Raw genomic sequence first — 22,303 nt, 5'->3', positions numbered from 1 at the left:
GTCCCTCATCGACCCCCGTCGTTGCAACCTTGCCGGGAAAGCCATGCGTAAACGCCGCATTCGGCATGTCCGCACCGGTAACCTGACCATCCGGCCCGGCGCTCCGTCGCGCGCCACCCCGGCCGGTGCTGCGAAAGGTACAGCGGTGCTCCCCATCGTCCGACGCACCGGCGACCGCGTCACCGTCGTCCTCCCCGAAGCCTTCGACCTGCACTCCGTCCCCGCCCTGCGCGCCGTGGTCGACCGGATCATCGACGAAGGCTGCCGCCACTTGACGCTGGACGCCTCGCACACCGTGTACCTGGACTCCACGGGTCTGACCGCGCTCGTCATCTGGTACCGACGTCTCGACGCGCTGGAGGGCTCCTCGGCTCTCTCGGGCGTCGACAGCCGGATCCACCGCCTGCTGACCCGCATGGGACTGAACACCGCCATCGACATCACCCGGCGCCCGGACAGCGACGCACCGGACTGACACGCGGGCGCCGGCCGGCCCTGTGCCCGGCCGGGAGCGGGGCGGTCGGCCCCCGGGCGGCCGGCGGGTCAGGCGATCTCGATGCCCGTTCCGGTGTGCGGATGGTGCCGGCCCTGGTAGGCGCGCAGCCGACGAGCCTGGACGACGGCTTCGTCGAGCGTCGTCGTGATGGTGAAGACCAGGTCCAGGCCGAGAACGTCCAGGCGCCTGCGCAGGTGCTTGTCGGGCACGGTGAGGACCAGGGCGCCGCCCGTGCGGGCGAGGCGCTGCCAGAAGGACACGAGGACCGTGATGCCCGTGGAGTCGATGCAGGTGACGGGTGCGGTGTCGAGGACGAGGTAGCGGCAGCCGCTGTCCACGAGTGCCTCACCCGCAGCGCGGACGCCCGCGCTGGTGAAGAGATCGACCACATCGGGAAGGGCCACCACGGACAGATTCGCATCCTGGTCGATGATCTGGAACGTCATCTACCGTCCTTCCTCGCGCCGTGTGCAGCACCTTAGCCGTAATTGGACTCGCCCCGACCCCGGAACACCTCACAGCCACGCATACCCGGGTCGGCCCGCGTGCAGGCGTGGTCATCCGCGGGGCGACCGGGCACGGCTCCCCGGCCCCGGCGGAGGACCGGCCGGTGCCGCGCGGCCCGGGCGGCGGCGGGCGTGCTCGCGAGGCCCCCGGCCGGCGCCGTCCGGGCGCGCTTCGCTCGTCGGCCGGATCTCGACGTCCGCCGCCCCGTCCTCATTGCCGTCCCGTCCCGTCCCCGTTTCGATGACGTACTGCCGGGGGCGTCGGGCTTCCGGCGCCACCGACGAGTGGGGGGTTGGAAACGGTGCGTCACCACGCGGGAGCGGGGAGCAGAGCAGGGCGAAGAGAGCGCGAGGGCGGCCGCGGAGCGCGGCTGCGGGGCATGACCGGTGCGGCGGCGCTGACGGGCGTCGCCGCACTCGTCGTAGCGGCGATGCCCGCCGTAGCCGTGACCGGGACGGCGCCCCCGCGGGCGCCGGAGCAGGTGGTCGCCGCATCGGACACGGACACCCCGGCCCTGGTGCGGGGCATCCGGGAGCCGGCACCCGCCGCGGGCGGCGCCGCGGACGCCGCCCGCGCCTACCTGGACGGCAAGCGCGAGCGGTACCGGATATCCCACGCGGCGCGCGACCTGGTGCCGGGGGGCGTCACCACGTCGAGGGGGCGGGAGACCGTCCGGCTCCAGCAGCGTCACCGCGGCGTGCCGGTGCTGGGCGGCCAGTACGTCGTCCGGATGGAACGGCGGGACGGCGAACGGGTCGTCACCGGCACCTCGGGCAAGTACTTCATCGGCCTGACCACCGGGACGACGGCCGAGATCGACGGGGAGCTCGCCGTCGAGCGGGCCGTCTCCCGGGTCCTCGACGACCTCGACGGACGGCGTCTCGCCAAGGCGCCGCGCGAGGGCGAGGAGGAGGAGTCCCCGCTGCGCGGCACCGACCACGGACTGGTCGTCGTCCCCAGGGGCACCGGCGTGCTCACCCGGCACGTCACCGTCCACGGTGCCGACCCCGCCGACGGGACCCCCGTGCTGCAGGAGGTGTACGTGGACGCCCACGCGGGCTACCCGCTCCTGCAGTACGGCGGTATCAAGACGTTCGGTGCCCCGGACCGGCTCGAGGCACGGACCCCCGCCCGGGACGCCGCGGCGGCGGACCCGGGCCAGCCGTCGGCCCCGCTGCGCGGGGAACAGGGCAGCGGGGTCAGGCTCGACGGCACGACGGTCGGCCTGGGCATCGTCCGCGACGAGGAACGCGGCCTCTACCTGCTGCGCGACGACGACCGCATTCCCGACGAGGAAGACACCGCCCGCTTCCTGGCGACCTACGACGCACGGGACCTGACGGTCGGCGACGTGAGCGGCCAGTGGCCCCAGGGACTGGCGGAATTCTCCTCCCCGGCCAAGGAGTTCGGTGCCGAGGTCACCGAGAGCGGCGGCGTCGACGCGCACTGGGCGGCCGCGCGGGTGTTCGACTATTACCGGGACCGGCACGGCAGGAACAGCCTCGACGGCCGCGGCATGAGCATCAACTCGCTGGTGGGCGTCACCCAGTACGGGCAGCCGTACGTCAACGCCTTCTGGGACGGGCAGAAGATGGTCTACGGCGGTGGCGACGAGGAGTACCTGCCGCTGTCCGCCGCCCTGGACGTCGTCGGGCACGAGATGACGCACGGGGTGATCGAGCACTCGGCGAACCTGGTCTACGCCGGCCAGTCCGGGGCGATGAACGAGGCCATCGCCGACTACTTCGGCAATGCCATCGAGGCGGACGTGTACGGCCTCCCCGCCGACGACCCGGACTCCGGCCTGGTCGGTGAACGCCTGTGCCGGACCAGGAGCCCGCGTGACTGCGCCGTGCGCGACCTCGGGGACGGACGCACCACCGCCGGCTCGTTCCTCGGCCTGGACTTCCTCAACGACAACGGCGGCGTCCACCACAACGCGACGATCTTCGGCGGCGCCCTCTGGGACGCGAGGGAAGGCCTGGGCGCCGATCTCGCCGACCGGATCGTCTACCGGGCGCTGACCGAGTACCTCACCCCGCTCGACGGCTTCACCGAGGGCCGGGCCGCCGTCCTCGCCGCCGCCAAGGACATGGGCGCCACGGCGAACGAACTCAGGACACTGCGCCGCGCCTTCACGGCCCACGGCATCGTGCCCGGCTGGGAACTGGCGCTCGGCGCGGACTCCGAGCCGCTCCTCGACCGGATCAACACCACCGGCACCGGCCTGGGCGCCGGCGGCGGCTGGTGGACGGCCGCCAAGTCCAACGAGGACGGCACCGAGGCGTACTCCGTGTGGGCCGGACGCGCGGACGGCAGGTCCCAGCCCAGACTGATGAGTCCCAACGACGGCCGCTACCACGTCAATCCCGCCACCGACGGCAAGACGGTGGTGTGGCAGGCGTACGGCCCCGGCGGTGTGGAGGTCCTCGCCAGGCCCCTCGCGGGCGGCCCGGTGAAGAAGCTGTGGTCCGGCCGCAGCGGGGGAAGCGTCACGGACGTCGACGGCGACGTGGTCACCTTCAGTTTCGCGAACGTGGGCGGACGGTCGGCGGTGGCCTACCTGAGCCTGAGGAACCCGGCGGAGGTCGTCACGTTCGGCGGCGGCACCTACCGGCGGGCGTACGCGCCCTCGGTCAGCGACGGCAAGGTCTTCTTCCGCGTGTGGCAGCGCGTGGCGCTCACGCGCGCCGTGTACGAGTGGCGGATGACCGTCGTCGACGTGGCCACGGGCCGGTCCACGGTGGTCCAGGAGTACCCGAACACGGTGAGCCTCGGCCCGACGGCGGTCAACGGCACGCACCTCTTCTGGCTGCTGTCCGGCACGGACGAGGAGACGGGGGCCAGGACGGCCCTGCGGCGCGCCGCCCTCGACGGCTCCGACGCGGTCGACCTCAGCCCGGAGTCCGGCCCGGACGCCTTGTACGCCTACGACCTGACCGTCTCGGAGGACAGCGCCACGGTCCTCGCCTACGATCCGGACGGCGGCCTCACCAACGAGGCGTCTCCCAAGCTGCACCAGTTCGCGAGCGCCGGTGTCCCCGGCGCGCCGGGGACCTACAAGGGCCGTGTCTCGTGCAACCGCGGCGCGCAGACCCACCCCGCGGCGGTCGCCGGCAGCCGGACGGTCTGGCTGGACTCCACGACGGGCACCATGGACGTGGTCACCCGCGACCGGCCGGCCGGCCGCTGCGGCTGACCGGCCGGGGGCGGGGCGGGGAAACCGCCCCGCCCCCGTAACGGCCGGCCCCGCGCGGGGCGCGGGCAACCGGACGCCGAAGGGGCCGCGCCGGAAGTCTGCCCTTACGGGCACCGCATCGTGCCCGTACGCCCCTCACCCACGACCCTCCGCACCGGGTATGCAGGAGACCACAGCGAAACGGCCGGCCCGACGATCGGAACCTCATGCGCGCGCAAGAGCCGATGAAGAGCGAGAAGCAGCCGCACAGCCCCGCCCAGAGCGCGGCCGCGCGGCCCAAGGGGCGGGTGCCCGGTGCGCTGCTCAAGCTGCAGCGCACCGCCGGCAACGCCGCCGTCGTCCGCATGCTCCAGCAGGACGGGCACCGGCACGACGCGGACTGCGGCCACCGGCAGCCCACGGCGGAGCCGGTGCAACGCTCCGCCGTGCACGACGTGTTGCGCGCGCCGGGAAAGCCGCTGGACGAGCCGCTGCGCCGGGAGATGGAGTCCCGTCTCGGCGCCGACTTCTCCGACGTCCGCCTGCACACCGGCTCCGCGGCGCGTGCCTCCGCCGCCGAGGTGGGGGCACGGGCGTACACCTCCGGCAGCCATGTCGTGATCGGCGACGGAGGCGGCGACAAGCACACCCTCGCCCATGAGCTGACGCACGTCATCCAGCAGCGCCAGGGCCCGGTGGCCGGTACGGACAACGGGGCGGGGCTGAGCGTCTCCGACCCCGGCGACCGCTTCGAGCGCGCGGCCGAGGCCAACGCGGTACGGGTGATGAGGCGGTCCCCCGAGCAGACCGCCGGGAACCATCCGGGCGCCCAGGGCGCCCCCGTGCAGCGGGAAGCCGGCGCCGTCGCCCGGCACACCGCGCACGGCGCCGACGCGACGGCCCTCCAACGCTTCACCGAGGTCACCACCGTGGAGCTGGGGCGCGCACGGTTCTCGGAGAACCGGCTGTATCTCATGACCGTCACTCCGGGGGCGGACGCCACCGTCCTCTGGGTCGCGGAGGGTGCCCCCGCGCCCCGGTACTGCAGGCCGACCGGGGAAAGCGGGGAGATCGAGGGGCGCGTGTACACGGAGTACGAACCGCAGACGTCCTTCCTCGCGGACTGCGCCCACACCGCCGAGGAGATCATGCACCAGCAGCGGCTGGCCCTGGGGCAGGACGCCAGTGAATTCGTCCTGGGGGGAAACCAGTTCGGCCTGGGCGACAGGGAGAACGCGGAGGGCGCCACGGCGTACGCGAACGCCAGGCCGGGCGGCCCCCACGCCAACGGCGAGGAGCGGCCGGCCCCCGGCCAGGCGTTCGCCATCGTGGAGACCGCGTGGCACGGGGACTACGAGCGGCCCGCCAACGCCAGCGGGTGGCCGTACCACGTGGCGGCCGTGGTCGCCGAGGACGGTGACGACCGCATCACCGTGGAGCAGGCCGCGGACGGCAACGACGCACGGGCCCGCCAGGGGCACGAGGGTATCGTCGACATGTATACGTCGGGCACGGACCCGACCAACGGACAGGCGCTGCCGCACAGCTTCCACGGGCGGAACACCGGCGGTCCGGTGCGGCACTTCTCGGTCGGCGCGATCACCGTCATCCTCCAGCCGATCAACGTGGGCGCACTGCGAGGGGAAACCGGCCGCCGGAAGCTCGTGTAACCGGTCCTGCCTCAGCCGATGACCACGACCCGGGCCCAGGGCGGTGGAGTCTCCGGGACGTAGTCCGGGTCCTCCTCGTCCACGGCACCGGCGGGGCGGGGGAAGAGACCGACGACGGTGCGGCAGGGCGGCTGCGCGGAGGGCCATGCCGTCTGGCCGTCCGTCAGGGCGACGATCACGTCGGGGCGCGGCCGGGAGCGGAGCGCCCGGGTGAAGCCGGAGCGCAGGTCGGTGCCCCCGCCGCCGACCAGTTCGATGTTCTCGGCGCGGCAGAGCGGTACGGCGATCCCGGCCGCCGCGTCGCAGGAGATCACGGAGACCAGGTCGCGCCGCCCGCCCACCGCCCGGGAGATCGCCGCCACCTCCAGCAGCGCGCTGCCCAGCTCGGCGTCGCTCACCGACCCGGAGGTGTCGATCACGACGCACACCCGGGGCGGCGTACGGCGCAGGCTCGGCAGCACCACCCCGGGGACGGACGCCGAGCGCCGGGACGGACGCCGGTAGCTGTGGTCCTCCCCCGCCCTCGGTGCGCTCGCCGCCGAGCGCACCGCCGCGCCGAGCAACTGCCGCCACGGCTGCGGCGGATGGAACGCCTCGTCGGCCCACCGGCGCCAGCCCTCCGGTGCGTCGCCCGGCTTGCCCTTGATCCCCTCCGCCACCCGGAAGCGGACCGCGTCGCGCTGCTGCCCGGTCAGCCCGTGGGCCCCGTCGGGCCCCGCCTCCCACGGCCGCTCCTCGCCGTCGGCACCGCTGCCGCAGTCCAGCCAGGCCAGGTCCGCGGCGAGGGAGGACATCGACGCCGTCCGCAGGTACTCCTCCATCAGCAGTCCGTCGGGCAGCCGCAGCAGGGACGGCAGGACCGCTCCCGCGGGCAGCGGCAGGCCGTCGCCGTAGATGTCGTCGTTGATCTCGAAGTCCGCGGCGATGTTCCGCCGCAGCCGCTCGCCCGGCCCGTACTCCTCGTGCTCCCGCGCGTACCGCTCGCCCCGCCCGTGGTGGTCGCGGAGCAGATGGGAGACCTCGTGCACCCAGACGCCCGCCAGTTCCTCCACCGGGGTGCGCGCCACGAAGCCGGGCGAGACGTAGCAGCGCCAGTGGGCGTCCACCGCCATCGTGGGGACCGACCGGTCCGCCACGATGTGCAGCGCGAAGAGCGCGTCGGCGAGATAGGGACGGACCCTGACCGCGTGCAGCCTCGCGGTCAGCAACTTCCCCATGTCCAGCGGGAGCCCGGACGGGCCTTCGGAGACGCCCGGCCGGGCTCCCGCGGCCGGCGGCTCCGGCAGGGTGGCCCGCACCGGGCGCGGCGCCGGGGGCGGGGACATGGGGCGCGGCAGCGGGGCCGCGGACGCGGAGCCCCGCTCGGCCCCCGTCATCGGCGCTCCCGCGTCGCGTGCCCGGCCTCGGCCGCCCTGGCCCTTCCCACCGACCGGTCCGCGCGCCGGGCGAGCCCGACGACCGCGGCCAGCCGCTCCACCGCCTCCGGCACCTCCCAGTCGTCGCGCCGCAGCGCGGCCAGCGTCCTGGCCGGAGCGACCAGCAGGTCGGGAGTGCCGGTCTCCAGGGCCCGGACGAGCACCGCCCAGGCCGCCTCCCACCGCTCCCGTTCCGGGCGTGCGCCGACGGCGGCGACCACCGCCTCCAGCGCCGCCTGGCGCAGATCGCCCCGCTCGGGGAGTTCGGCGGAGGCCGGGTCGGCGAGCAGCGTCTCCGGATCCGGCAGGTCCATGCGGTCCAGGTGGGCGAGGAGTTCCAGCCCCGGGCCGTCTCCCACCGCGCCCCGCACCAGCAGCGCCAGCACCTCGCGGGATGCGGAGGCCGCCGTGCCGAAGGCCAGCAGGGTCAGCGCCGCCTCCCAGCTGCGGGGCGAGGGCCAGGCGCCGCCGCGCCGCGTCTCGGTGCTCGGCAGCCGGTGGATCAGTGTCGGCCGGACCTCCAGGAAGCCGCAGACCGCGCGCCGGGCGAAGGCCACCGCCTCCGGCAGCCCCTCGGGCACCAGCCGGGGCAGCCGAGCCCGGGGCCAGACTCCGCCCAGCCCGCGCACCACCACGTCCCGGTCGTGCACCCAGTGCAGATGCACGAACCGGTTGGCCAGCGGCGGGCTCAGTTCCCATCCGTCCGCCGCCGACGCCCGCGGGTTGGCGGCAGCCACGATCCGTACGCCGGGCGGCAGTCGCAGTGTCCCGACCCTCCGCTCCAGGACCACCCGGAGCAGGGCCGCCTGGACGGCCGGCGTGGCGGTGGACAACTCGTCCAGGAAGAGCAGCCCCCGCCCGGCCCGCACCAGTTCCACCGCCCACTGCGGCGGCGCCATCGGCACTCCCCGCACCGCCGGGTCGTCGCCCACGACGGGCAGCCCGGAGAAGTCGGACGGCTCGTGGACGCTGGCGATCACGGTCGTCAGGGGCAGGTCGAGGGAGGCGGCGAGCTGGGTCAGGGCGGCGGTCTTGCCGATGCCCGGCTCGCCCCAGAGGAGCACGGGCAGGTCGGCCGCGACGGCCAGGGTGAGAGCGTCGAGTTGTTCGTCGGGGCGCGGCTCGGTGGTGGTGGTCCGCAGGAGGGTGAGGAGGTCGTCGGCGAGGGCCAGCTGGGCACCGGTTCCGGACGCGTCGGCGGCCGTGGGAGCGGGCGCGGACGGGAGGGTGCTGAGGGTCATGGGCATCACCTGGGTGGGAGAAGGGAGCGGGAACGGGGTCGGCCCGCTCCGGAGGTCACGGTGCGTACGGCGCCGAAGGCGCGGCACGGACATGGGACTCGTGTCGGTGGTCAGCGGGTCAGGCCGGTACGGGGACGGCCCCGGCCGGCGCGCTTGCGGCGCATCTCGAGAGGCGCACGGCGGCCGAGCCGGGGACGGCGGTCCGCCTCCGCGTGCTCCCCGCCCGGAGCGGTCCCGCCGTCCGCCGCACCGGCGGCGGGGTGCACGGCGACCAGGCCCGAGCGGAAGAGCCCGTGGTCGACGCGGCGCTCCGCGGCCGACTCCAGCTCCGCCCGGAGCGGCCCGTCACGCAGCACGGCGGCCGGACCGAGCAGACCCTCGACCACGGCCAGCGCCCCGGTGACGTCACCGTGGCGGAGCCGCTCCCGGACCGCGGGCAGTGCCTCCGGGGTGCGGTGCGCCGCGTCGATCGCCCGCAGACAGGGCAGCGCCGGCCCGCCGAGCGCCACCAGCAGTTCCTCCCGGCGCAGTTCGACCGGGTCGTGATCGACCGCCGTGAGCACCCCGTCGCGCGGCGCGATCCGGTGGACCTCGCCCCGGCAGTCCACCCGGTGGGGGTCACCGAGCTCGGTGGCCGGGGCGGCGGCCGCCGTGGGAGCGGGCACCGGCAGCGCGGCGGCGACGAGCGGGTGCAGTCGCTCGGCGGCGATCAGCCCGGCCCGCAGCAGTTCGAGGTCCGGCAGGACCCGGGCCGCCGCTTCCGGCAGTACCGGAAGGGCCGCGGCCTCGTGCGGTGGCAACGTCTCCCGCAGCGGCCGGAACACCGGGGCGTGGCTGTCGTCGGGGGCGGCGAGTTCGAGGACGGCGCGGCCGCGGGCGCCGAGCCGCACGGTGAACGCCCCGCGCGGACGTCTCTCGGCCCGCAGCAGCAGTTCGGCCTCGGCGGCCCAACGTCCCACCGCCCAGGGGGCGCCGGACACGGCGGGCGGCTCCGGCGGAACGGACCGCACGTGTCCGCCGGGCAGGCCGGGCAGGTCCGGCGGTGCCGCGGGCGGCGTTCCGAACGCCCCGCACCGCCACGCCAGTTCACCGCTGCGCCCGGCGTCCCAGAGGTGCCGGTGCAGGTCGAGCCGGAACCGCCGGTCGGGATGCGGGTGCGGGTGGTGCCGCGGTGCGCCGTGGGCCGACCCCTCCCACAGGGCCAGGGACATCCGCTGTCCGGCGTCCGCCCAGGCCGGCGGTGTCCGCACCACCAGTTCGAGCGGCAGGGCGCCGGGAGCGTGGTAGCGGGCGAGCGAGAGGGTGAGACCGGGTCTGAGCAGCCCGTCGGGCGCGATCCGGGGCATGTGCCAGCGGAGCAGATCCGGCGACAGCCGCCGCAGATCCGCGCGGAGGCGGTGGGCGAAATCGGTGCCGTGGCGGTCGCGCACGGCGCGCAGATCGAGATCGACGTCGACCCGGGCGGCGGCGCAGGCTCCCGCCCAGTCGCCGACCGCACGTCGCGCGGTCGCGGTCTCGATCATGGACGGTGGCACGGCGTACTGGCGTACGCGCTGCCACATCAACAGGCGGGGCGGAAACTCGTTCGCGAAGTGATGTGCCATCAGCCATCACCTTGCGCGGACGATTCCCCCAATCCGTACGAGGAGAAGTTCATCATCGCGGACATCGTAACCACCCCGGCGACGATCTGTCTCTCCCCGCCGGCGACGCCCGGCGGTCACCGGGGTCATGGCGCCGGTGATCGGCCGAATCGTCTGTTCTCCGGAGCACGCGTCGCCGCTAGGGTGCTCGTACGTTCCTCGGACGGGGAGGGCTCGGGTTGGAGGGGGCAGGGGTGGACGCGGTTCCTCTGGCCCCCGGCGGGCTGCCGCTGGTGGGGCACCTGCCCGGGCTGGCGCGGGGACGGGTGGCTTTCCTGCAGGCGCTGCGGGGGTGCGGTGACGTCGTGGAGATGCGGTTGGGGCGGCGTCCGTTCTACGTGCTGAACGCCCCCGAGGCCATCCACGACGTGCTGGTGACCCAGAGTGGGAAATTCAGTAAGGGCATGCTGTTCGACCAGGTCCGCCCCTACATCGGCAACGGGTTGGCGTCGTCCGACGGGCCGTTCCACCTCCGGCAGCGGCGCGCCGTGCAGCCGGCGTTCCACCGGGAGCGGATCGCGCGGTACTCGAAGACGTTCGCCGAGGTCGCCGGAGCGCGGGTGGGTGGCTGGCCGCAGGGCAGGGTCGTCGCGATGGGGCGGGAGATGCGCGAACTGGCCGTCGCGATGCTCGTACCGGCGCTCTTCCCCTTCGCCGAGGGGTCGACGACCAGGCGGGCGATCGAGGATCTCGGCGCGCGTGTCAGCCGTGACCTCGAGATCCTCGTGCGCGGTGTGCTCCGGGCCACCATCCTGCCGCCGTCACTGGCCGTCGTACCGACTCCGGGGCGGCGTGCGTTCCTGGCCTCGGCGGCGGCCCTGCGCCGGCTCGCGGAGGAGGCCGTACGGCACGCCCGTGACAGCCCCGAGGGCCATGGTGTCCTCGCGCTCATGCTCGCGCACGAGAACGGCATGTCGGACGGGGAGGCCTGCGACGAGGTGCTCACCCTCCTCGTCGCCGGTGTCGAGACCACGGCCACCACCCTGTCGTGGGCCCTGCACGCGCTCGCCCGCGATCCGCGGATGGCGGACCGGATGAGCGACGAGGCACGGGCGGCCGGACCTGGCGTCGTCACCCCCGCCGCCCTGCCGTACACCACGCGGTTCGTCCAGGAAGTGCTGCGCCTGTACCAGCCGCTGTGGTTCATGGGGCGGCGTGCCCTGGAGACCGTGCGCGTCGGGCGGTACGAGATCCCGCGCGGGGCCGAAGTGGTCTACAGCGCCGCGACGCTGCACCGTGATCCCGCCTGCTTCCCCCACCCGCTGCGTTTCGACCCCGACCGGTGGCTGGCCAGGCCGGAGAAGAGCCTGCCCCGCGCCGTCTACCTGCCCTTCGGCGCCGGCAACAGGCGCTGCATCGGGGACGGTTTCGCGTTGGCCGAGATGCTCGCCGTGCTCTCCGCCGTCACCGTGCGCTGGCACCTGCGCCCCGCCCCGGGGCACAGGGTCCGGGCGGTGGCGGACGCGCAGATCCACCCCGACGCCCTGCCGATGTCCGTCACCGCGCGGGCAGCGGGCTGACCGGGAGAGCCGATGCTGGACTTCCACCTGCGCGAGATCGGCCTGTTCGGCACCGCCCGGGCGTGGGACCCCGAGGTACGGGGGCTGACCCGGTTCCTCCCGGACACCGAGCCGGAACCGCTCGACGGGGCGGAACTGCTGCGGATCGAGGACGAGTGCCGCCGGGACCGGCTCGCGCTGCTCGAAGCCACCGACGAGGCCTACCGGGGCAGTGCGGAGGGACGGGCTTTCGCCGCGTGGCTGGCCACGGCCCGGCCGCCGGAGCTGATCTGCACGCGCAAGGGCGACACCTCACTGGAGGACGTGCACCGGTACATCGTCCGGGACGCCGTGCAGTGGCTCGCCCTGTGGCTGGCCGGGTACCGCGCGGACCCGCTGTGGCACGCGATCGCCAAGGCGGTGGCGTTGACGGCCGCCCTGGACGACATCGTCGTTCCGCCGCGGGACGTGGCCGACGGGGTGCACCGGATCGGGGACGAGAGCCTGGCAGAGGTGCTGGACCGGGTGAAAGGGCTGGGCGGTGACCGGGACGCCCGGTGGCTCGCCCACGCCTATGAGGAGACGCTGTTCAGCGCGCGCGTCCAGTTCCACGAGAAGTGGTCCACCGCCGGGCCGGGCATGGCGCCGCCGGGCCACCTCAGCGCCATCCGGGCGTACGTCGGGGAGCCGGACATCCTGCGCGCGAGCGTGGTGCGGACCTACGCGGCGGAGACCCTGCCCGTCCTGCACCTCATCGCCTACTACTTCCGCCTCCCCTATGACGACCGCGACCGGGCGGCCTTCCTCTCGGCCGCCGTGGCCCAGACCCTGGGCATGGACATCTCCAAGGACCAGTACGGCGTCGGCGTCAAGGAACCCACCAACTTCGGCGTCCGCCCCGGCCGGCCCGAGCAGGACGCCGTACGGCGCCGCACCGCAATCCACGGCGCCTTCCTGCGCCTGACCTCCCGCTTCCAGGACATCACCGACTTCGCCACCACGGTCTACGACCGCTACTCCCGCGTCTCCCTCTCCTACGCCAGACTCGTGGACCGGTACATCGAGCGCCGTCGCATGACCCGCCTGCCCATGAACGACACCCTGTCCACGGTCGTGGACGACATCCTCACGGCCCGGTAGAGGGCCGCGGCGGATCCGGGAACCTGGGTGGGGAACAGCCCACTCGGCCGGTATCCGTAGACTGCCGACGTGGCATTCACGAGCACCCCGCACTGCTGCTTCCTGTGACCGGAAGGCGTTGAGGGCGACGCGGGACGACATCGCCCTCCTCGGTGTGCCGTCTCTTCCCGCTGGCCGACGGGGTGGCCGATGTCGTGCTGGACGTGTTCGCGCCGCGCAATCCGGCCGAGTTCCGCCGCGTGCTGCGCCCGACCGGCCGGCTGATCGTGGTCCGTCCCACCGGGCGGCACCCGACCGAGCTGCGCGGCCGGTTGCCCGCGATGGTCGCGGTCGACCCCGCCGAGGAGCAGCGCCTGCGCCGGGCGCTCGCCCCCTTCTTCGAAGCCGCCGTCACCGGACCGGTGGAGTACCCGGTGACGTTGACCGGGCCGGCGGCCGTGGACCTGGTCGCGATGACGCCGAGCGCACGCCACATGGGCGCCGCGGGCCCGACCGGTGACGGCTTTCTGCCCGATCGGGTCACCGTCTCCGTGCCGGCCACCGCCTGCCTGCCTCGGTGACCACCAGCGGCACGTGCGCCGGCTGACCGCCGGGCGATGCGCGTGTCCGGCGCCCTGCCGTCACCGCGGCACCGGCACCGGGAGCCGCGGCACCGTGCGACGACGCCCTCGGGTGCGCGTGCGGGGGCTGGCCACACCTCCGACCGGCCTGCTGCCCGGATGGTCCGGCAGGTCACGGACGAGAAGGCTGAACGCAGTACGGATCCACCGAGCAAAAGGGAACCCTCTGTGTTCAGCTTCAAGCCGCCGCGCCGCCGCATCGCCCGCACCGCCGCAATCGGCGCCCTCGCCGTCGCGGCCTGTGCCACCGTCATGACCGGCAGCGCCGGAGCCATCGTCAACGGGTCGGACGCCACCGGCAGTTATCCGTTCATGGCGGTGATCCCGGCGTCGGCCCCGGACCAGGGCCTGCGCGACGGGAACTGCGGTGCGTCGCTGATCGACCGGCAGTGGGTGCTGACGGCGGCCCACTGCGTGCGGGTCGAGGGCCTCCGGCTGGACGGCATCGTGCGGATCGGCAGCGCCCACCGCAAGTCCGGCGGCACCGTGCGGAAGATCGACCGCACCTTCGTGCACCCCGGTTATGTGAACGGCGACGACAAGGCCGCGAACAAGAACGACATCGCGCTCATACGCCTGGACCGGCCGGTCGCCCAGCGGCCCATCGAGATCGCCGAGCAGGCGGGGCCGCCCGGTGCGCGGACCCGGCTCCTGGGCTTCGGCACCACCGCCGACACCGGGTTCGAGTTCCCGGACCGGTTGCAGGAGCTGGACACCCGCAGGGGTGCCGTGTCGGAGTGCGCACCCGGTTACGCGGACCGGACCCGGCTGTGCACGATCAGCACCGTGCCCGACGCCATGGCGTGCTTCGGCGACTCCGGCGGACCGCAGGTGCGACAGGGCCTGAACGGCCGCTGGGAGCTGATCGGCGTCACCTCGGGGCCCGGCGCCCCGAACGTGCCGTGCTCGAAGGGCCCCGGCCTCTACACCAGCGCGCCCGCCTACGCCGGCTGGATCGGCAAGACCATGAAGGCCAACAGCGCGCCGTCGAGCGCCGCCAAGGGCTCCGGCCTCGCCGAGACCGGCACGCACGACGGCACCGCGGCGATCGCCGGCGTGGCCGGCGGGCTGATCGCCGCCGGTGGCGGCACGGCCCTCGCGGTACGGCGCCGCAGCCGCCGCACCACCTGAGCCGAACCGCCCCGGTCCCGGGCCGGCCCCTGGCCGGCAGGCATCGGGACGGCCGGACGACGGCGGGGCCGCCCGGGGGCGGGGCACCTCGGCGTGCCCCGCCCCCGGGCGGGTGGACCGGTGGGTCAGGCGGTCGCGGGCAGCGGTTCGGACCCGGGCCGTGCCGCCAGTCGGCCGGTGCGGTGCAGGCCGTGGAGGGCGGCGGCGCACGCCAGGCCGAGCGCTAGCAGGGTGATCCACGGCAGCGCGGGCATCCCGGCGGCGCGGGCGGCGTCCAGGGCGGCGCCCGTGCCCAGGTTCCCGACGGTGATGCCGATACCGCAGATCGTGTTGTACAGCCCGTAGTGCGTGGCGACGAGGCGGTCACCGCAGAGGCGGACGATGGTGTCCATCTCGAAGGGGTAGGCGATCATCGTGCCGACGGCCAGCAGCAGCGCGGCGAGTGTCGGCGGGACCGCCGAGAGCAGCCACAGCCCGATCCCGGACTCCGGCACGGTCACGGCGGTGGCCGGCAGCAGGGGGACGAACGCCAGGCCCATGACCGCCAGCCCGCGCACGAGCGCCTGCCCGGGCTCGTACCGCGCCTTGCACCACGCCGTCACCCGCGTCTGGCCGAGGATCGTGCCGAGCCCCGAGACGGCGAAGAGGACCGCCACCGCCGCGGTGCCGAAGCCCCCGTCGCCGCCCAGCCGTCGCACCTCCAGTGGCAGCGCGAGGTAGACCTGGAAGGACAGGATGTAGGAGCCGATCATGGCGACGGAGAAGAGCAGGAACGGACGGTTGGCGAGGATGCCCCGCCACTGGGCGAGGACGCCCGGACCGCCGTGGCCGCGCCGGTGCCCGGCGCCGTCGGCCCGCCGGGCGGGCAGGGCCCGGATCTGTACGGCGCTCAGCAGGGCGAAGATCCCCGCCGCCACCAGGCAGGTGACACGGAAGTCCACCCCGGTGAGGACCATGCCCACCAGCGGGCCGAGCAGGACCCCGGCCTGGTAGAAGACGTTGAAGAGGGCGAACGCCTCCACCCTGCGCTCCCCCGCGTCAGCCGCCAGGTAGGCCCGTACGGCGGGATTGAACAGCGCTCCGGCCAGTCCGGTGGCCGCGGAGGCGGCGAGCAGCGCGGGCAGCGAGTCGACCAGCCCGAGCGTCGCGAAGCCGAGGGTGCGCAGCACACACCCGGCGATGATCATCGGCTTGTAGCCGAGCCGGTCGGCGAGCGTGCCGCCGACCAGGAACATGCCCTGTTGACTGAAATTGCGCACGCCGAGGACGAGTCCGACGATCCAGCCGGCCAGTCCGAGCGTTCCGGACAGGTGGGCGGCCAGGTAGGGCATCAGCATGTAGAAGCCGAGGTTGATGGTGAACTGGTTGACCATCAACAGCCGGACGCTGCGTTCGTACGACCGGACCTGGACGAGCAGCCCCTTCACCGGTCCTCCTCCGACGGGCCGGGCACGACGCCCGGAGCGTCCCCGCCGGCCCCGCTCCCCGCGCCGTGCGGGGCGAGCGGGTCGACCACGGTGGTGCACCGGGTCCAGTGGGTGACCTCCTTCTCGTCCGGCCGGCCGATCAGCTCCGGCTCGGGGGCCGGCGGGCAGTCCAGCAGGCCGTGGGCGGCGCAGTAGTCGTCGTCGTAGACCGTCCCGAGATACCGCTGCGGTCCGTCGGGGAAGACCGCGGCGATCCTGGTGTCCGCCGGCGTCGTCCGCGCCAGCCAGCCGGCCACCAGCGCGACCGCGCCGACGCTCCACCCGCCGGTGGCGTAGTGCGAGGCGGCCAGTCGGCGGCAGGTCCACACGGCCTCGTGCGGGGCGACCCAGTGCACTTCGGAGAACTGTTCGTAGGCGACGTTGCGGGGGTAGATGCTGGATCCGAGTCCGCGCATCAGACGGGGGCGGGCGGGCTGCCCGAAGATCGTCGAGCCGGTCGTGTCCACGCCGACCACGGTCAGCTCCGGGTAGAGCTGCCGCAGGACGCGGGAGGTGCCCGCCGAGTGGCCGCCGGTGCCGACGCTGCACACCAGCACGTCGATGTGGCCCAGCCCGGTGGCGAGTTCGTGGGCCAGCGGGGTGTAGGCGGCGACGTTGTCCGGGTTGTTGTACTGGTCCGAGCACCAGGAGCCGGGGTCCCGCTCCAGCAGTCGCTCCACGCGTTCACGGCGGGCCTGCTGCCAGCCGCCCGTGGGATGGGGCTCGCGGACGACGTCGACCCGGGCACCGTAGGCGGTCAGCAGCCGGGTCATGGACGGTTCCAGCCCCGGGTCGGTGACCAGGGTGACCGGGTGGCCGTACGCCATGCCGGCCAGCGCCAGTCCCAGGCCCAGGGTCCCGCTGGTGGACTCGATGATCCGTCCGCCGGGCCGCAGGTCGCCGCGGGAGCGGGCCCGCTCGACCATGTGCAGGCCCGGACGGTCCTTGATGCCGCCGGGGTTGAACCCTTCGAGTTTCGCCCAGAAGCCGCGCCCCGCCGGGGCCAGTGGCTCGGAGACCCGCAGCAGCGGGGTGTTGCCCACCAGGCCGGACAGTGCGGAGCGGCCCGGGGTGACCGTGGCCTTGGTCAGTGCCTGCATGTGTGTGGTGTCACTCTCGCTCGATGGATGCACGATGCGGTTCCGTTCGCGCCCCGGGGCGACAGGCGGGCCGTGGGCCCGCGGCCGAGGCCGTGGGTGCGCGGCAGCCGGAGGGATGGGCCGGCTGCGAGCGAGTGGTCTAGATCCGCCACCGGGCCGTACGGGCGAGCGCCGCGCGGCCGGTGCGCGCGTCGCGCCGTCTTCGGAACCCGTGCGGCAGGAGGGGTCCTGCCACCGGCAGGGACACGGTGACGAGTACGGCCAGGGCCATGGCGACGGGGCAAGGGCCCTGCGCCGGCTGCTCCGCCGCACGGGCGATCACGGCCGCCGCGCAGTCCTCCGCCTGGTGCGGGACGCCCGGCCCATGAGGGTCCTCGCCCATGGCCGACGCGGGGACGGTGGCGGATGCCGGGACCGTCCCGGGCGCTTCCCGCGGCACGTGGTGGACGACGGCGCACAGCATGACCGCCACCGCGAGGACGCCGCGGGCCGCCGAGACGAGCCGGCGCCACCGGGCCGAGCTGCCGGGAGCCCGTGGGGCGTGTGCGGGTGGGCGGGAAGGGGTCGGCACGGGTCCTCCGCGTGCTGCTGCCGCGTCTCCGGGCGAAAGGGGCGGAGCGGGGCGCGGGCATGGGTGAGGGGCAGGCAGGGGCAGGACGAGGTGCGCGGACGAACGCCCCGGCCGGGCACGGGATACGACGCTCGTCGCGCGGACCGGACGCACCGGTGACAACCGGTGGTCCGGCCGGAGGACTCCGTACTCCTAGACCTGTCGCACCACGGAGGCTGACCTGAGGGCCAGGGAGTACGCCCCGTCTATGGCCCCGTCCGCCGCCGGGGCCCGGGGCGCCGAGGCGGCGTCGGCATCAGCGGATTCACGCATCGGCGCCGCGGAGCAGGGCGGTCCCGGAACGGAGGCCTGCTGGGGCTGACCCGGTACGCACTGTTCACCCGGGTGCGAAGGATCGTGGCCGCCCTGACGGTGGCCGGGCTGCGCGGCGAACGGCGACACGGGCTCCATGGTCGCGTCGCGAAGGCCGTCCGCGGGCAGTGCCACACCGGTCGCGGTGCCCACGGAGAAGTGGCCTCCGACGCCGTCCCCGTGCACTCCGTGCGACACGAGGATGCCGAACAGGAGCACGGCCAAGGCCAGTACGCGCGGCAGCGGACCCGCACACGAGGGGGTCCGGGCCATGCGCCGGGGCGACCGAGCCGTAACCATGCCGTGATCCTAGCGACTCGTCGGCGGTGCTCGTCCACCGATCGGGGAACACCGGGTGGACGCGGCGGGCACATGGCTTGTTCACTGCGGGGGTGGTGCCGAAACGGCGTGTCCGGGCGCGCGCCTTCCCGTGTGCGCGCCCGGGTCCGCGGCGGCTCCCGCACCGCCCCCGCCCGGCACGGCTGCTGCGAGGAGTTCCGCACCCGGGCGTCCCCGCCGGTCCTCGGCCTCCTCGATGCGGTCGCGGCCGGCGCCTGGTCCCGTCGCCGCATGGGGCACCGCCCTCGGCGCAGGCTCGCCGCCGGTACGCGTCCGGCAGTGGCCGTCGCGGATCTTCCGGTAGCCGGGGACCCCGACCGTGCCCAGGAGCTGTGCCCATCGCGCGGCGTTGGTCTCGATCCCGCGGGCGACCCGGTCGCGGGCGGCCTGGTCGGGGGCGTCGGCGAGCTGCCGCGCGTGCTCCCACGCCCCCGCTCGCCAGGTGCGGAACAACTGGCCGGCGGTGAGGCCGGCGATGGGGTTCCAGCGGTCGTCGGCGAGGGCGACGAGCGGGTCGTAGCGGCCGGCGACGTCCCGGACGGCGGGGCCGTAGGCGCGGTCCAGGACCGTCTGGAAGCGGTCGTAGTCGGGCTTGCGCGTGTCTCCTCCGGGACGGGTGAGGCCGAGGGCGGCCAGGACGTACGGCATGTCGCGCTGGATGTGCGCGTTGGCTCCCAGGAGCACGTCCTGCCCGGCGTTGGCATCGGCCGTACGCGCGGCCGCGAACGCCGCGTGCCAGGCGGCCGGGACGGGGCGTCCCGCGCGGTCGGCCTCGTAGGCGTCCAGGTACAGGTTGACGAAGCCGGTGTTGAGGCTCCCCGCCAGCCATGACGGCTCGTCGAAGGCGTCGCCGCCGGCGACCGCCGCCTCCAGCGAGCGCTCGAGGTGGACGTAGATGGCGGGGAAGGGCGCGCGGTGGTCGCAGCCCAGCCGGTCCCGGATCCCCTCCAGCGTGCGGCGCGCGTCCTGCACGCAACGGATGACCGCACCCCGGCACACCAGGTGCCCGGTCGGGACCGCGGCCGGCGCGGCGGCGGAGGCGGTGCCGCCGCCCAGGGCGACGACGCCCGCCATGGCGACGGCGACGAACGTACGGACTGTGCGCGGCCGACGGCCCATGGCCCGCTCCTCCTCGTGCTCCCCGGTGGCAGAGACGCCATCTGCCGAAACGAGGCCCGAGGACGGGAGGTTACGGCCGACGAGGTGACGGAGCCGGGTGCGCGACGGGGAGGGCCGCGCGGCGGAACCGAAGGAACGGCACCGAGACGGAGGAGACCCGGGGCCGAGCCCTTCGGCCGGTGCCTCAGCCGACCCGGCGGCCGGCCGGCTCCCCGCCCGGGTCGTCGGCCAGCACGACGACCGCCTTGATCCGTTTGCCCACCGGCTCGCGATGCACCTCGAAGCTCCGGCAGACGGCCATGACGATCTCCAGCCCGTGCTGCCCCACCCGTCCCGGATCGGCGGCCCGGGCGACCGGCAGCACGGGGTCGCTGTCCCATACCGTCACGTCCACGGCGCCGTCGCCGACGTCCAGCGTCAGCAGACACGGGCCCGGGGCGTGTCTGAGGGCGTTGGTCACCAACTCGCTGACCACCAGCTGGACCACGCCCAGCACACGGTCCGACACCGGCAACCCGTGCACGGCCTGGACGTCCTCGAGGAAGGACCGGGCCAGCTCGCGCGCCCCGGCGATCTCCTCGCTGCCCACGAACGCCGCGGACACCCCCGCCGAGGCCAGGGAGTCGTGGCCCTCGCCCTCTTCCGCCTGCACCATATGGCCGCCTCGCCTGAGCATCTCGACCCGGACCGTCTGCCCCAACGGTCCGACTACAGACACGACGAACAGATGACCCGGGAAGTTGCCCGGGGACGCCGCCCACTTCCGGTCGGGCGGGGCTGCGGTAGCGGCACGGGCCGGCCCCACGGCGCTCGCACGATCCGCCACGTCACGGTATCCGGGTCTCCAGGTGGGCGAGTTGGGCGGCGAGGATCTCTTCGAACGCGACGCGCCGGTCCGCTCCGAGAGGGCGGATGTCGCGGGCGAAGTGGGCCAGGGCGGGGAAGCGTCCGGGGTCGGCGCCGAGCACCGCGACGCGGAACTGCTCCATGCCCTGTTCGTACTCCTGGGCAGTGATGGCGCCGATGCCGGCCTCGGAGACGATCAGCGCGGCGAGGAGGATCACGATGCGGTGGTAGCGCACCGGGACCTCCTCGTCGGGCAGGCCGGACGCGCGCAGGGCCTGCAGCAGCTCCTCCATGACCATGCGGGAGCCGGTGCCGCCGGACCCGTAGCGCCCCCACACCACGGCGAGCTGGAGTTGCTCGCCGAAGGCCTCGCGCAGGCGCAGGCCCAGGGCGGTGACCCGCTGCTTCCAGTCGCCCTCGGGGTGGTAGCCCTCCATCGCGGCCAGCAGGACCCGGTCGGCGACCGCGCGCAGCAGTTCCGTCTTGTTGCGGAAGTGCCGGTAGAGGCTGGAGGAGTCGGTCCCGAGCGCCAGGGCGAGTTTGCGCACGCTGAACGACTCGGCGTCGCTCGTGCGCAGCAGTTCCGCCGCCGTGTCCAGGATCTCCTCGGTCGACCATCGCCTGCGGCCAGTCATCTCGCCCCTCTCGTCCGCACGCATCCTATCTGTGCACTTGGCTATGCACGCACCGCGTGCATAATGAGGGCAACGCACTGTCCGGCCACAACGGCACCCGGCGTCCGGCCGGGAGGGGAGAAGGACACATGAGCGAGACCACTACCGCGATACGACCGCCCGAGCCCGACTTCTCGGCGATCACGACCGAGGAACTCATCGCCTACCGCGACGCGGAGAACCGCTTCCGGGCCTCCGGCGCGGCGCGGAGGATCCTCGGCGAGCCGCACACCGGCGCCGCGATCGTCTGGCAGCGGATCGCACTGCCCGGCCGCGACCTACCGGTCCGGGTCTACCGGCCGGCCCCGGCGGAAGAGGACGGAACCGCGGCTCCGGCCGGCCTGCCGCTCGTGGTCCATGTCCACGGAGGCGGCTTCGTGGGCACGGCGGTGCAGTGCGACTGGACCAACAGCCACCTGGCCGCGGAACTGCCCGCCCTCGTCGTCTCGGTCGAGCACCGCCTCCTCGCCCCCGGCAGCCCCCTCGCGGACGCCGCCGACGACGGATGGGAGGCGCTCCGGCACGTGGTACGGAACGCCGCGCGGTGGGGCGCCGACCCGGCGCGCGCGGCCGTCTTCGGTGAGAGCTGCGGCGCCTTGATCAGCGCGCTGACGGCCATCCGGGCCAGGGAAGCCGGCCTGGAACTCGCGGCGCAGGTGCTGGTCAACCCCGTGGCCGACGTGACCGGGACGATGTTCGACCACCCCTCGATCACGGAGTACGCGCACAGTCCGACCCCGGCCCTGCCGCTGCTGCGGTTCGTCCAGCGGCTCGCCGTCCCGGCGGGAGCCGACGCCGGCGCCTTGTCGCCCCTGCACGCGGACGACCTGAGCGGACTCGCCCCGGCGCTCGTGGTGGTGCCCACCCGCGACGCGGTCGCCGACCACGGCCGCCGCTACGCCGAGCGACTGCGCGAGGCGGGGACGCCCGTGCGGCTTTCCGAATACCCGGGAGCGCAACACGCGTTCCTCAGCATGCCGGGCGTGGAACCCCGGGCCGAGGCCGCCCGGGCGGAGATCCTCGCGTTCCTCCGCGCCGCCCTGGCGCGGTGACGCGGGACCGGGGCACCCGCTTGGCGGACCTCGGGAGCACCCGCCGGACTCTCACGCCCCGGCGGACCGGGACGCGAGAGGCGGCCCGGCCGTTCGGCGCCGGGCCGCCTCTGTCACGGCCGGGACGGAATGTGAACCCGTGGCCCGCGGGTGGGGGGGGGGGGGGGGGGACCGGGGGTGCCCCCGGGAGGCGAGGGAGAGGAGGGTTTTCCCCCGGGGGGAGCCCTTGTCCCTTGGGAGCCTCC

General features: G+C 74.5%; 17 protein-coding genes and 1 pseudogene. 8 read left to right on the top strand and 10 right to left on the bottom strand.

What is annotated here, in order from left to right; translation table 11 throughout:
* Nucleotides 1-145 precede the first annotated feature (145 nt).
* Nucleotides 146-475 (top strand): STAS domain-containing protein, encoded by a 330-nt coding sequence (locus tag ACZ63H_RS20205; RefSeq protein ID WP_469866839.1) that lies wholly within the window; start codon nt 146-148, stop codon nt 473-475.
* Between the two features lie 68 nt (nt 476-543).
* Here the strand turns inward: ACZ63H_RS20205 and ACZ63H_RS20200 are convergent, their stop codons facing one another.
* On the bottom strand, nt 544-942 hold the full coding sequence (locus tag ACZ63H_RS20200) for an STAS domain-containing protein (protein ID WP_469866837.1): 399 nt from the start codon (nt 940-942) through the stop codon (nt 544-546).
* Between the two features lie 440 nt (nt 943-1,382).
* On the opposite strand from ACZ63H_RS20200, the gene ACZ63H_RS20195 reads away from it, so the two are divergent.
* Nucleotides 1,383-4,202, top strand: coding sequence for a M4 family metallopeptidase (locus ACZ63H_RS20195; protein ID WP_469866835.1), 2,820 nt, complete (start codon nt 1,383-1,385; stop codon nt 4,200-4,202).
* Nucleotides 4,203-4,408: 206 nt separating this feature from the next.
* Nucleotides 4,409-5,851, top strand: a complete 1,443-nt coding sequence (locus ACZ63H_RS20190; RefSeq protein WP_469866833.1) for an eCIS core domain-containing protein — start codon at nt 4,409-4,411, stop codon at nt 5,849-5,851.
* Nucleotides 5,852-5,862: 11 nt separating this feature from the next.
* Here the strand turns inward: ACZ63H_RS20190 and ACZ63H_RS20185 are convergent, their stop codons facing one another.
* The 3 genes from ACZ63H_RS20185 to ACZ63H_RS20175 form a co-directional block, all read right to left on the bottom strand.
* Nucleotides 5,863-7,068 (bottom strand): vWA domain-containing protein, encoded by a 1,206-nt coding sequence (locus tag ACZ63H_RS20185; protein ID WP_469866969.1) that lies wholly within the window; start codon nt 7,066-7,068, stop codon nt 5,863-5,865.
* A gap of 155 nt (nt 7,069-7,223) precedes the next feature.
* Nucleotides 7,224-8,507: an AAA family ATPase gene (locus tag ACZ63H_RS20180; RefSeq protein ID WP_469866831.1), complete on the bottom strand. Its 1,284-nt coding sequence runs from the start codon at nt 8,505-8,507 to the stop codon at nt 7,224-7,226.
* Between the two features lie 110 nt (nt 8,508-8,617).
* Nucleotides 8,618-10,111: a hypothetical protein gene (locus ACZ63H_RS20175; RefSeq protein ID WP_469866829.1), complete on the bottom strand. Its 1,494-nt coding sequence runs from the start codon at nt 10,109-10,111 to the stop codon at nt 8,618-8,620.
* 233 nt (nt 10,112-10,344) lie between these two features.
* Between ACZ63H_RS20175 and ACZ63H_RS20170 the strand changes: the two genes are divergently transcribed.
* The 4 genes and pseudogenes from ACZ63H_RS20170 (at nt 10,345) to ACZ63H_RS20155 (ending at nt 14,540) form a co-directional block, all read left to right on the top strand.
* Nucleotides 10,345-11,670 carry a cytochrome P450 gene (locus ACZ63H_RS20170; protein ID WP_469866828.1) on the top strand — a complete coding sequence of 442 codons (1,326 nt, stop codon included), beginning with the start codon at nt 10,345-10,347 and terminating at the stop codon, nt 11,668-11,670.
* A 12-nt stretch (nt 11,671-11,682) separates the two neighbouring features.
* Complete coding sequence (locus ACZ63H_RS20165) at nt 11,683-12,789, top strand: hypothetical protein (RefSeq protein WP_469866826.1); 1,107 nt, start codon at nt 11,683-11,685, stop codon at nt 12,787-12,789.
* Nucleotides 12,790-12,941: 152 nt separating this feature from the next.
* A pseudogene (locus tag ACZ63H_RS20160) lies at nt 12,942-13,349 on the top strand (methyltransferase type 11); the annotation flags it as partial.
* A gap of 228 nt (nt 13,350-13,577) precedes the next feature.
* On the top strand, nt 13,578-14,540 hold the full coding sequence (locus ACZ63H_RS20155; protein ID WP_469866824.1) for a S1 family peptidase: 963 nt from the start codon (nt 13,578-13,580) through the stop codon (nt 14,538-14,540).
* 125 nt (nt 14,541-14,665) lie between these two features.
* Here the strand turns inward: ACZ63H_RS20155 and ACZ63H_RS20150 are convergent, their stop codons facing one another.
* The 6 genes from ACZ63H_RS20150 to ACZ63H_RS20125 form a co-directional block, all read right to left on the bottom strand.
* A complete protein-coding gene (locus tag ACZ63H_RS20150; RefSeq protein ID WP_469866822.1) occupies nt 14,666-15,967 on the bottom strand; it encodes an MFS transporter in 1,302 nt (433 codons plus the stop codon).
* Complete coding sequence (locus ACZ63H_RS20145) at nt 15,964-17,106, bottom strand: PLP-dependent cysteine synthase family protein (RefSeq protein ID WP_469866820.1); 1,143 nt, start codon at nt 17,104-17,106, stop codon at nt 15,964-15,966. Before ACZ63H_RS20145 ends, ACZ63H_RS20150 begins: the two co-directional genes overlap by 4 nt.
* Nucleotides 17,107-17,245: 139 nt before the next feature.
* Complete coding sequence (locus ACZ63H_RS20140; RefSeq protein ID WP_469866818.1) at nt 17,246-17,677, bottom strand: hypothetical protein; 432 nt, start codon at nt 17,675-17,677, stop codon at nt 17,246-17,248.
* A gap of 732 nt (nt 17,678-18,409) precedes the next feature.
* Entirely contained in the window at nt 18,410-19,486 is a 1,077-nt protein-coding gene (locus tag ACZ63H_RS20135) for a DUF5995 family protein (RefSeq protein ID WP_469866816.1), read from the bottom strand.
* Between the two features lie 184 nt (nt 19,487-19,670).
* On the bottom strand, nt 19,671-20,141 hold the full coding sequence (locus ACZ63H_RS20130) for an ATP-binding protein (RefSeq protein ID WP_469866814.1): 471 nt from the start codon (nt 20,139-20,141) through the stop codon (nt 19,671-19,673).
* A 172-nt stretch (nt 20,142-20,313) separates the two neighbouring features.
* Nucleotides 20,314-20,967, bottom strand: coding sequence for a TetR/AcrR family transcriptional regulator (locus ACZ63H_RS20125; RefSeq protein ID WP_469866812.1), 654 nt, complete (start codon nt 20,965-20,967; stop codon nt 20,314-20,316).
* 128 nt (nt 20,968-21,095) lie between these two features.
* Between ACZ63H_RS20125 and ACZ63H_RS20120 the strand changes: the two genes are divergently transcribed.
* Nucleotides 21,096-22,058 (top strand): alpha/beta hydrolase, encoded by a 963-nt coding sequence (locus tag ACZ63H_RS20120; RefSeq protein WP_469866810.1) that lies wholly within the window; start codon nt 21,096-21,098, stop codon nt 22,056-22,058.
* Nucleotides 22,059-22,303: the final 245 nt, after the last annotated feature.

It is taken from the genome of Streptomyces sp. NPDC104831, assembly GCF_055583025.1.
Note: the sequence above shows the minus strand (reverse complement) of the source record. Positions and strands in the feature narration are given on the sequence as shown.

Bases quoted from the DNA above. Each gene is read 5' to 3' on its own strand.
- ACZ63H_RS20200 (WP_469866837.1), bottom strand. From the start codon at position 942: ATGACGTTCCAGATCATCGACCAGGATGCGAATCTGTCCGTGGTGGCC.
- ACZ63H_RS20195 (WP_469866835.1), top strand. From the start codon at position 1,383: ATGACCGGTGCGGCGGCGCTGACGGGCGTCGCCGCACTCGTCGTAGCG.
- ACZ63H_RS20190 (WP_469866833.1), top strand. From the start codon at position 4,409: ATGCGCGCGCAAGAGCCGATGAAGAGCGAGAAGCAGCCGCACAGCCCC.
- ACZ63H_RS20185 (WP_469866969.1), bottom strand. From the start codon at position 7,068: ATGGGGAAGTTGCTGACCGCGAGGCTGCACGCGGTCAGGGTCCGTCCC.
- ACZ63H_RS20180 (WP_469866831.1), bottom strand. From the start codon at position 8,507: ATGACCCTCAGCACCCTCCCGTCCGCGCCCGCTCCCACGGCCGCCGAC.
- ACZ63H_RS20175 (WP_469866829.1), bottom strand. From the start codon at position 10,111: ATGGCACATCACTTCGCGAACGAGTTTCCGCCCCGCCTGTTGATGTGG.
- ACZ63H_RS20165 (WP_469866826.1), top strand. From the start codon at position 11,683: ATGCTGGACTTCCACCTGCGCGAGATCGGCCTGTTCGGCACCGCCCGG.
- ACZ63H_RS20145 (WP_469866820.1), bottom strand. From the start codon at position 17,106: ATGCAGGCACTGACCAAGGCCACGGTCACCCCGGGCCGCTCCGCACTG.
- ACZ63H_RS20135 (WP_469866816.1), bottom strand. From the start codon at position 19,486: ATGGGCCGTCGGCCGCGCACAGTCCGTACGTTCGTCGCCGTCGCCATG.
- ACZ63H_RS20130 (WP_469866814.1), bottom strand. From the start codon at position 20,141: ATGGTGCAGGCGGAAGAGGGCGAGGGCCACGACTCCCTGGCCTCGGCG.
- ACZ63H_RS20125 (WP_469866812.1), bottom strand. From the start codon at position 20,967: ATGACTGGCCGCAGGCGATGGTCGACCGAGGAGATCCTGGACACGGCG.
- ACZ63H_RS20120 (WP_469866810.1), top strand. From the start codon at position 21,096: ATGAGCGAGACCACTACCGCGATACGACCGCCCGAGCCCGACTTCTCG.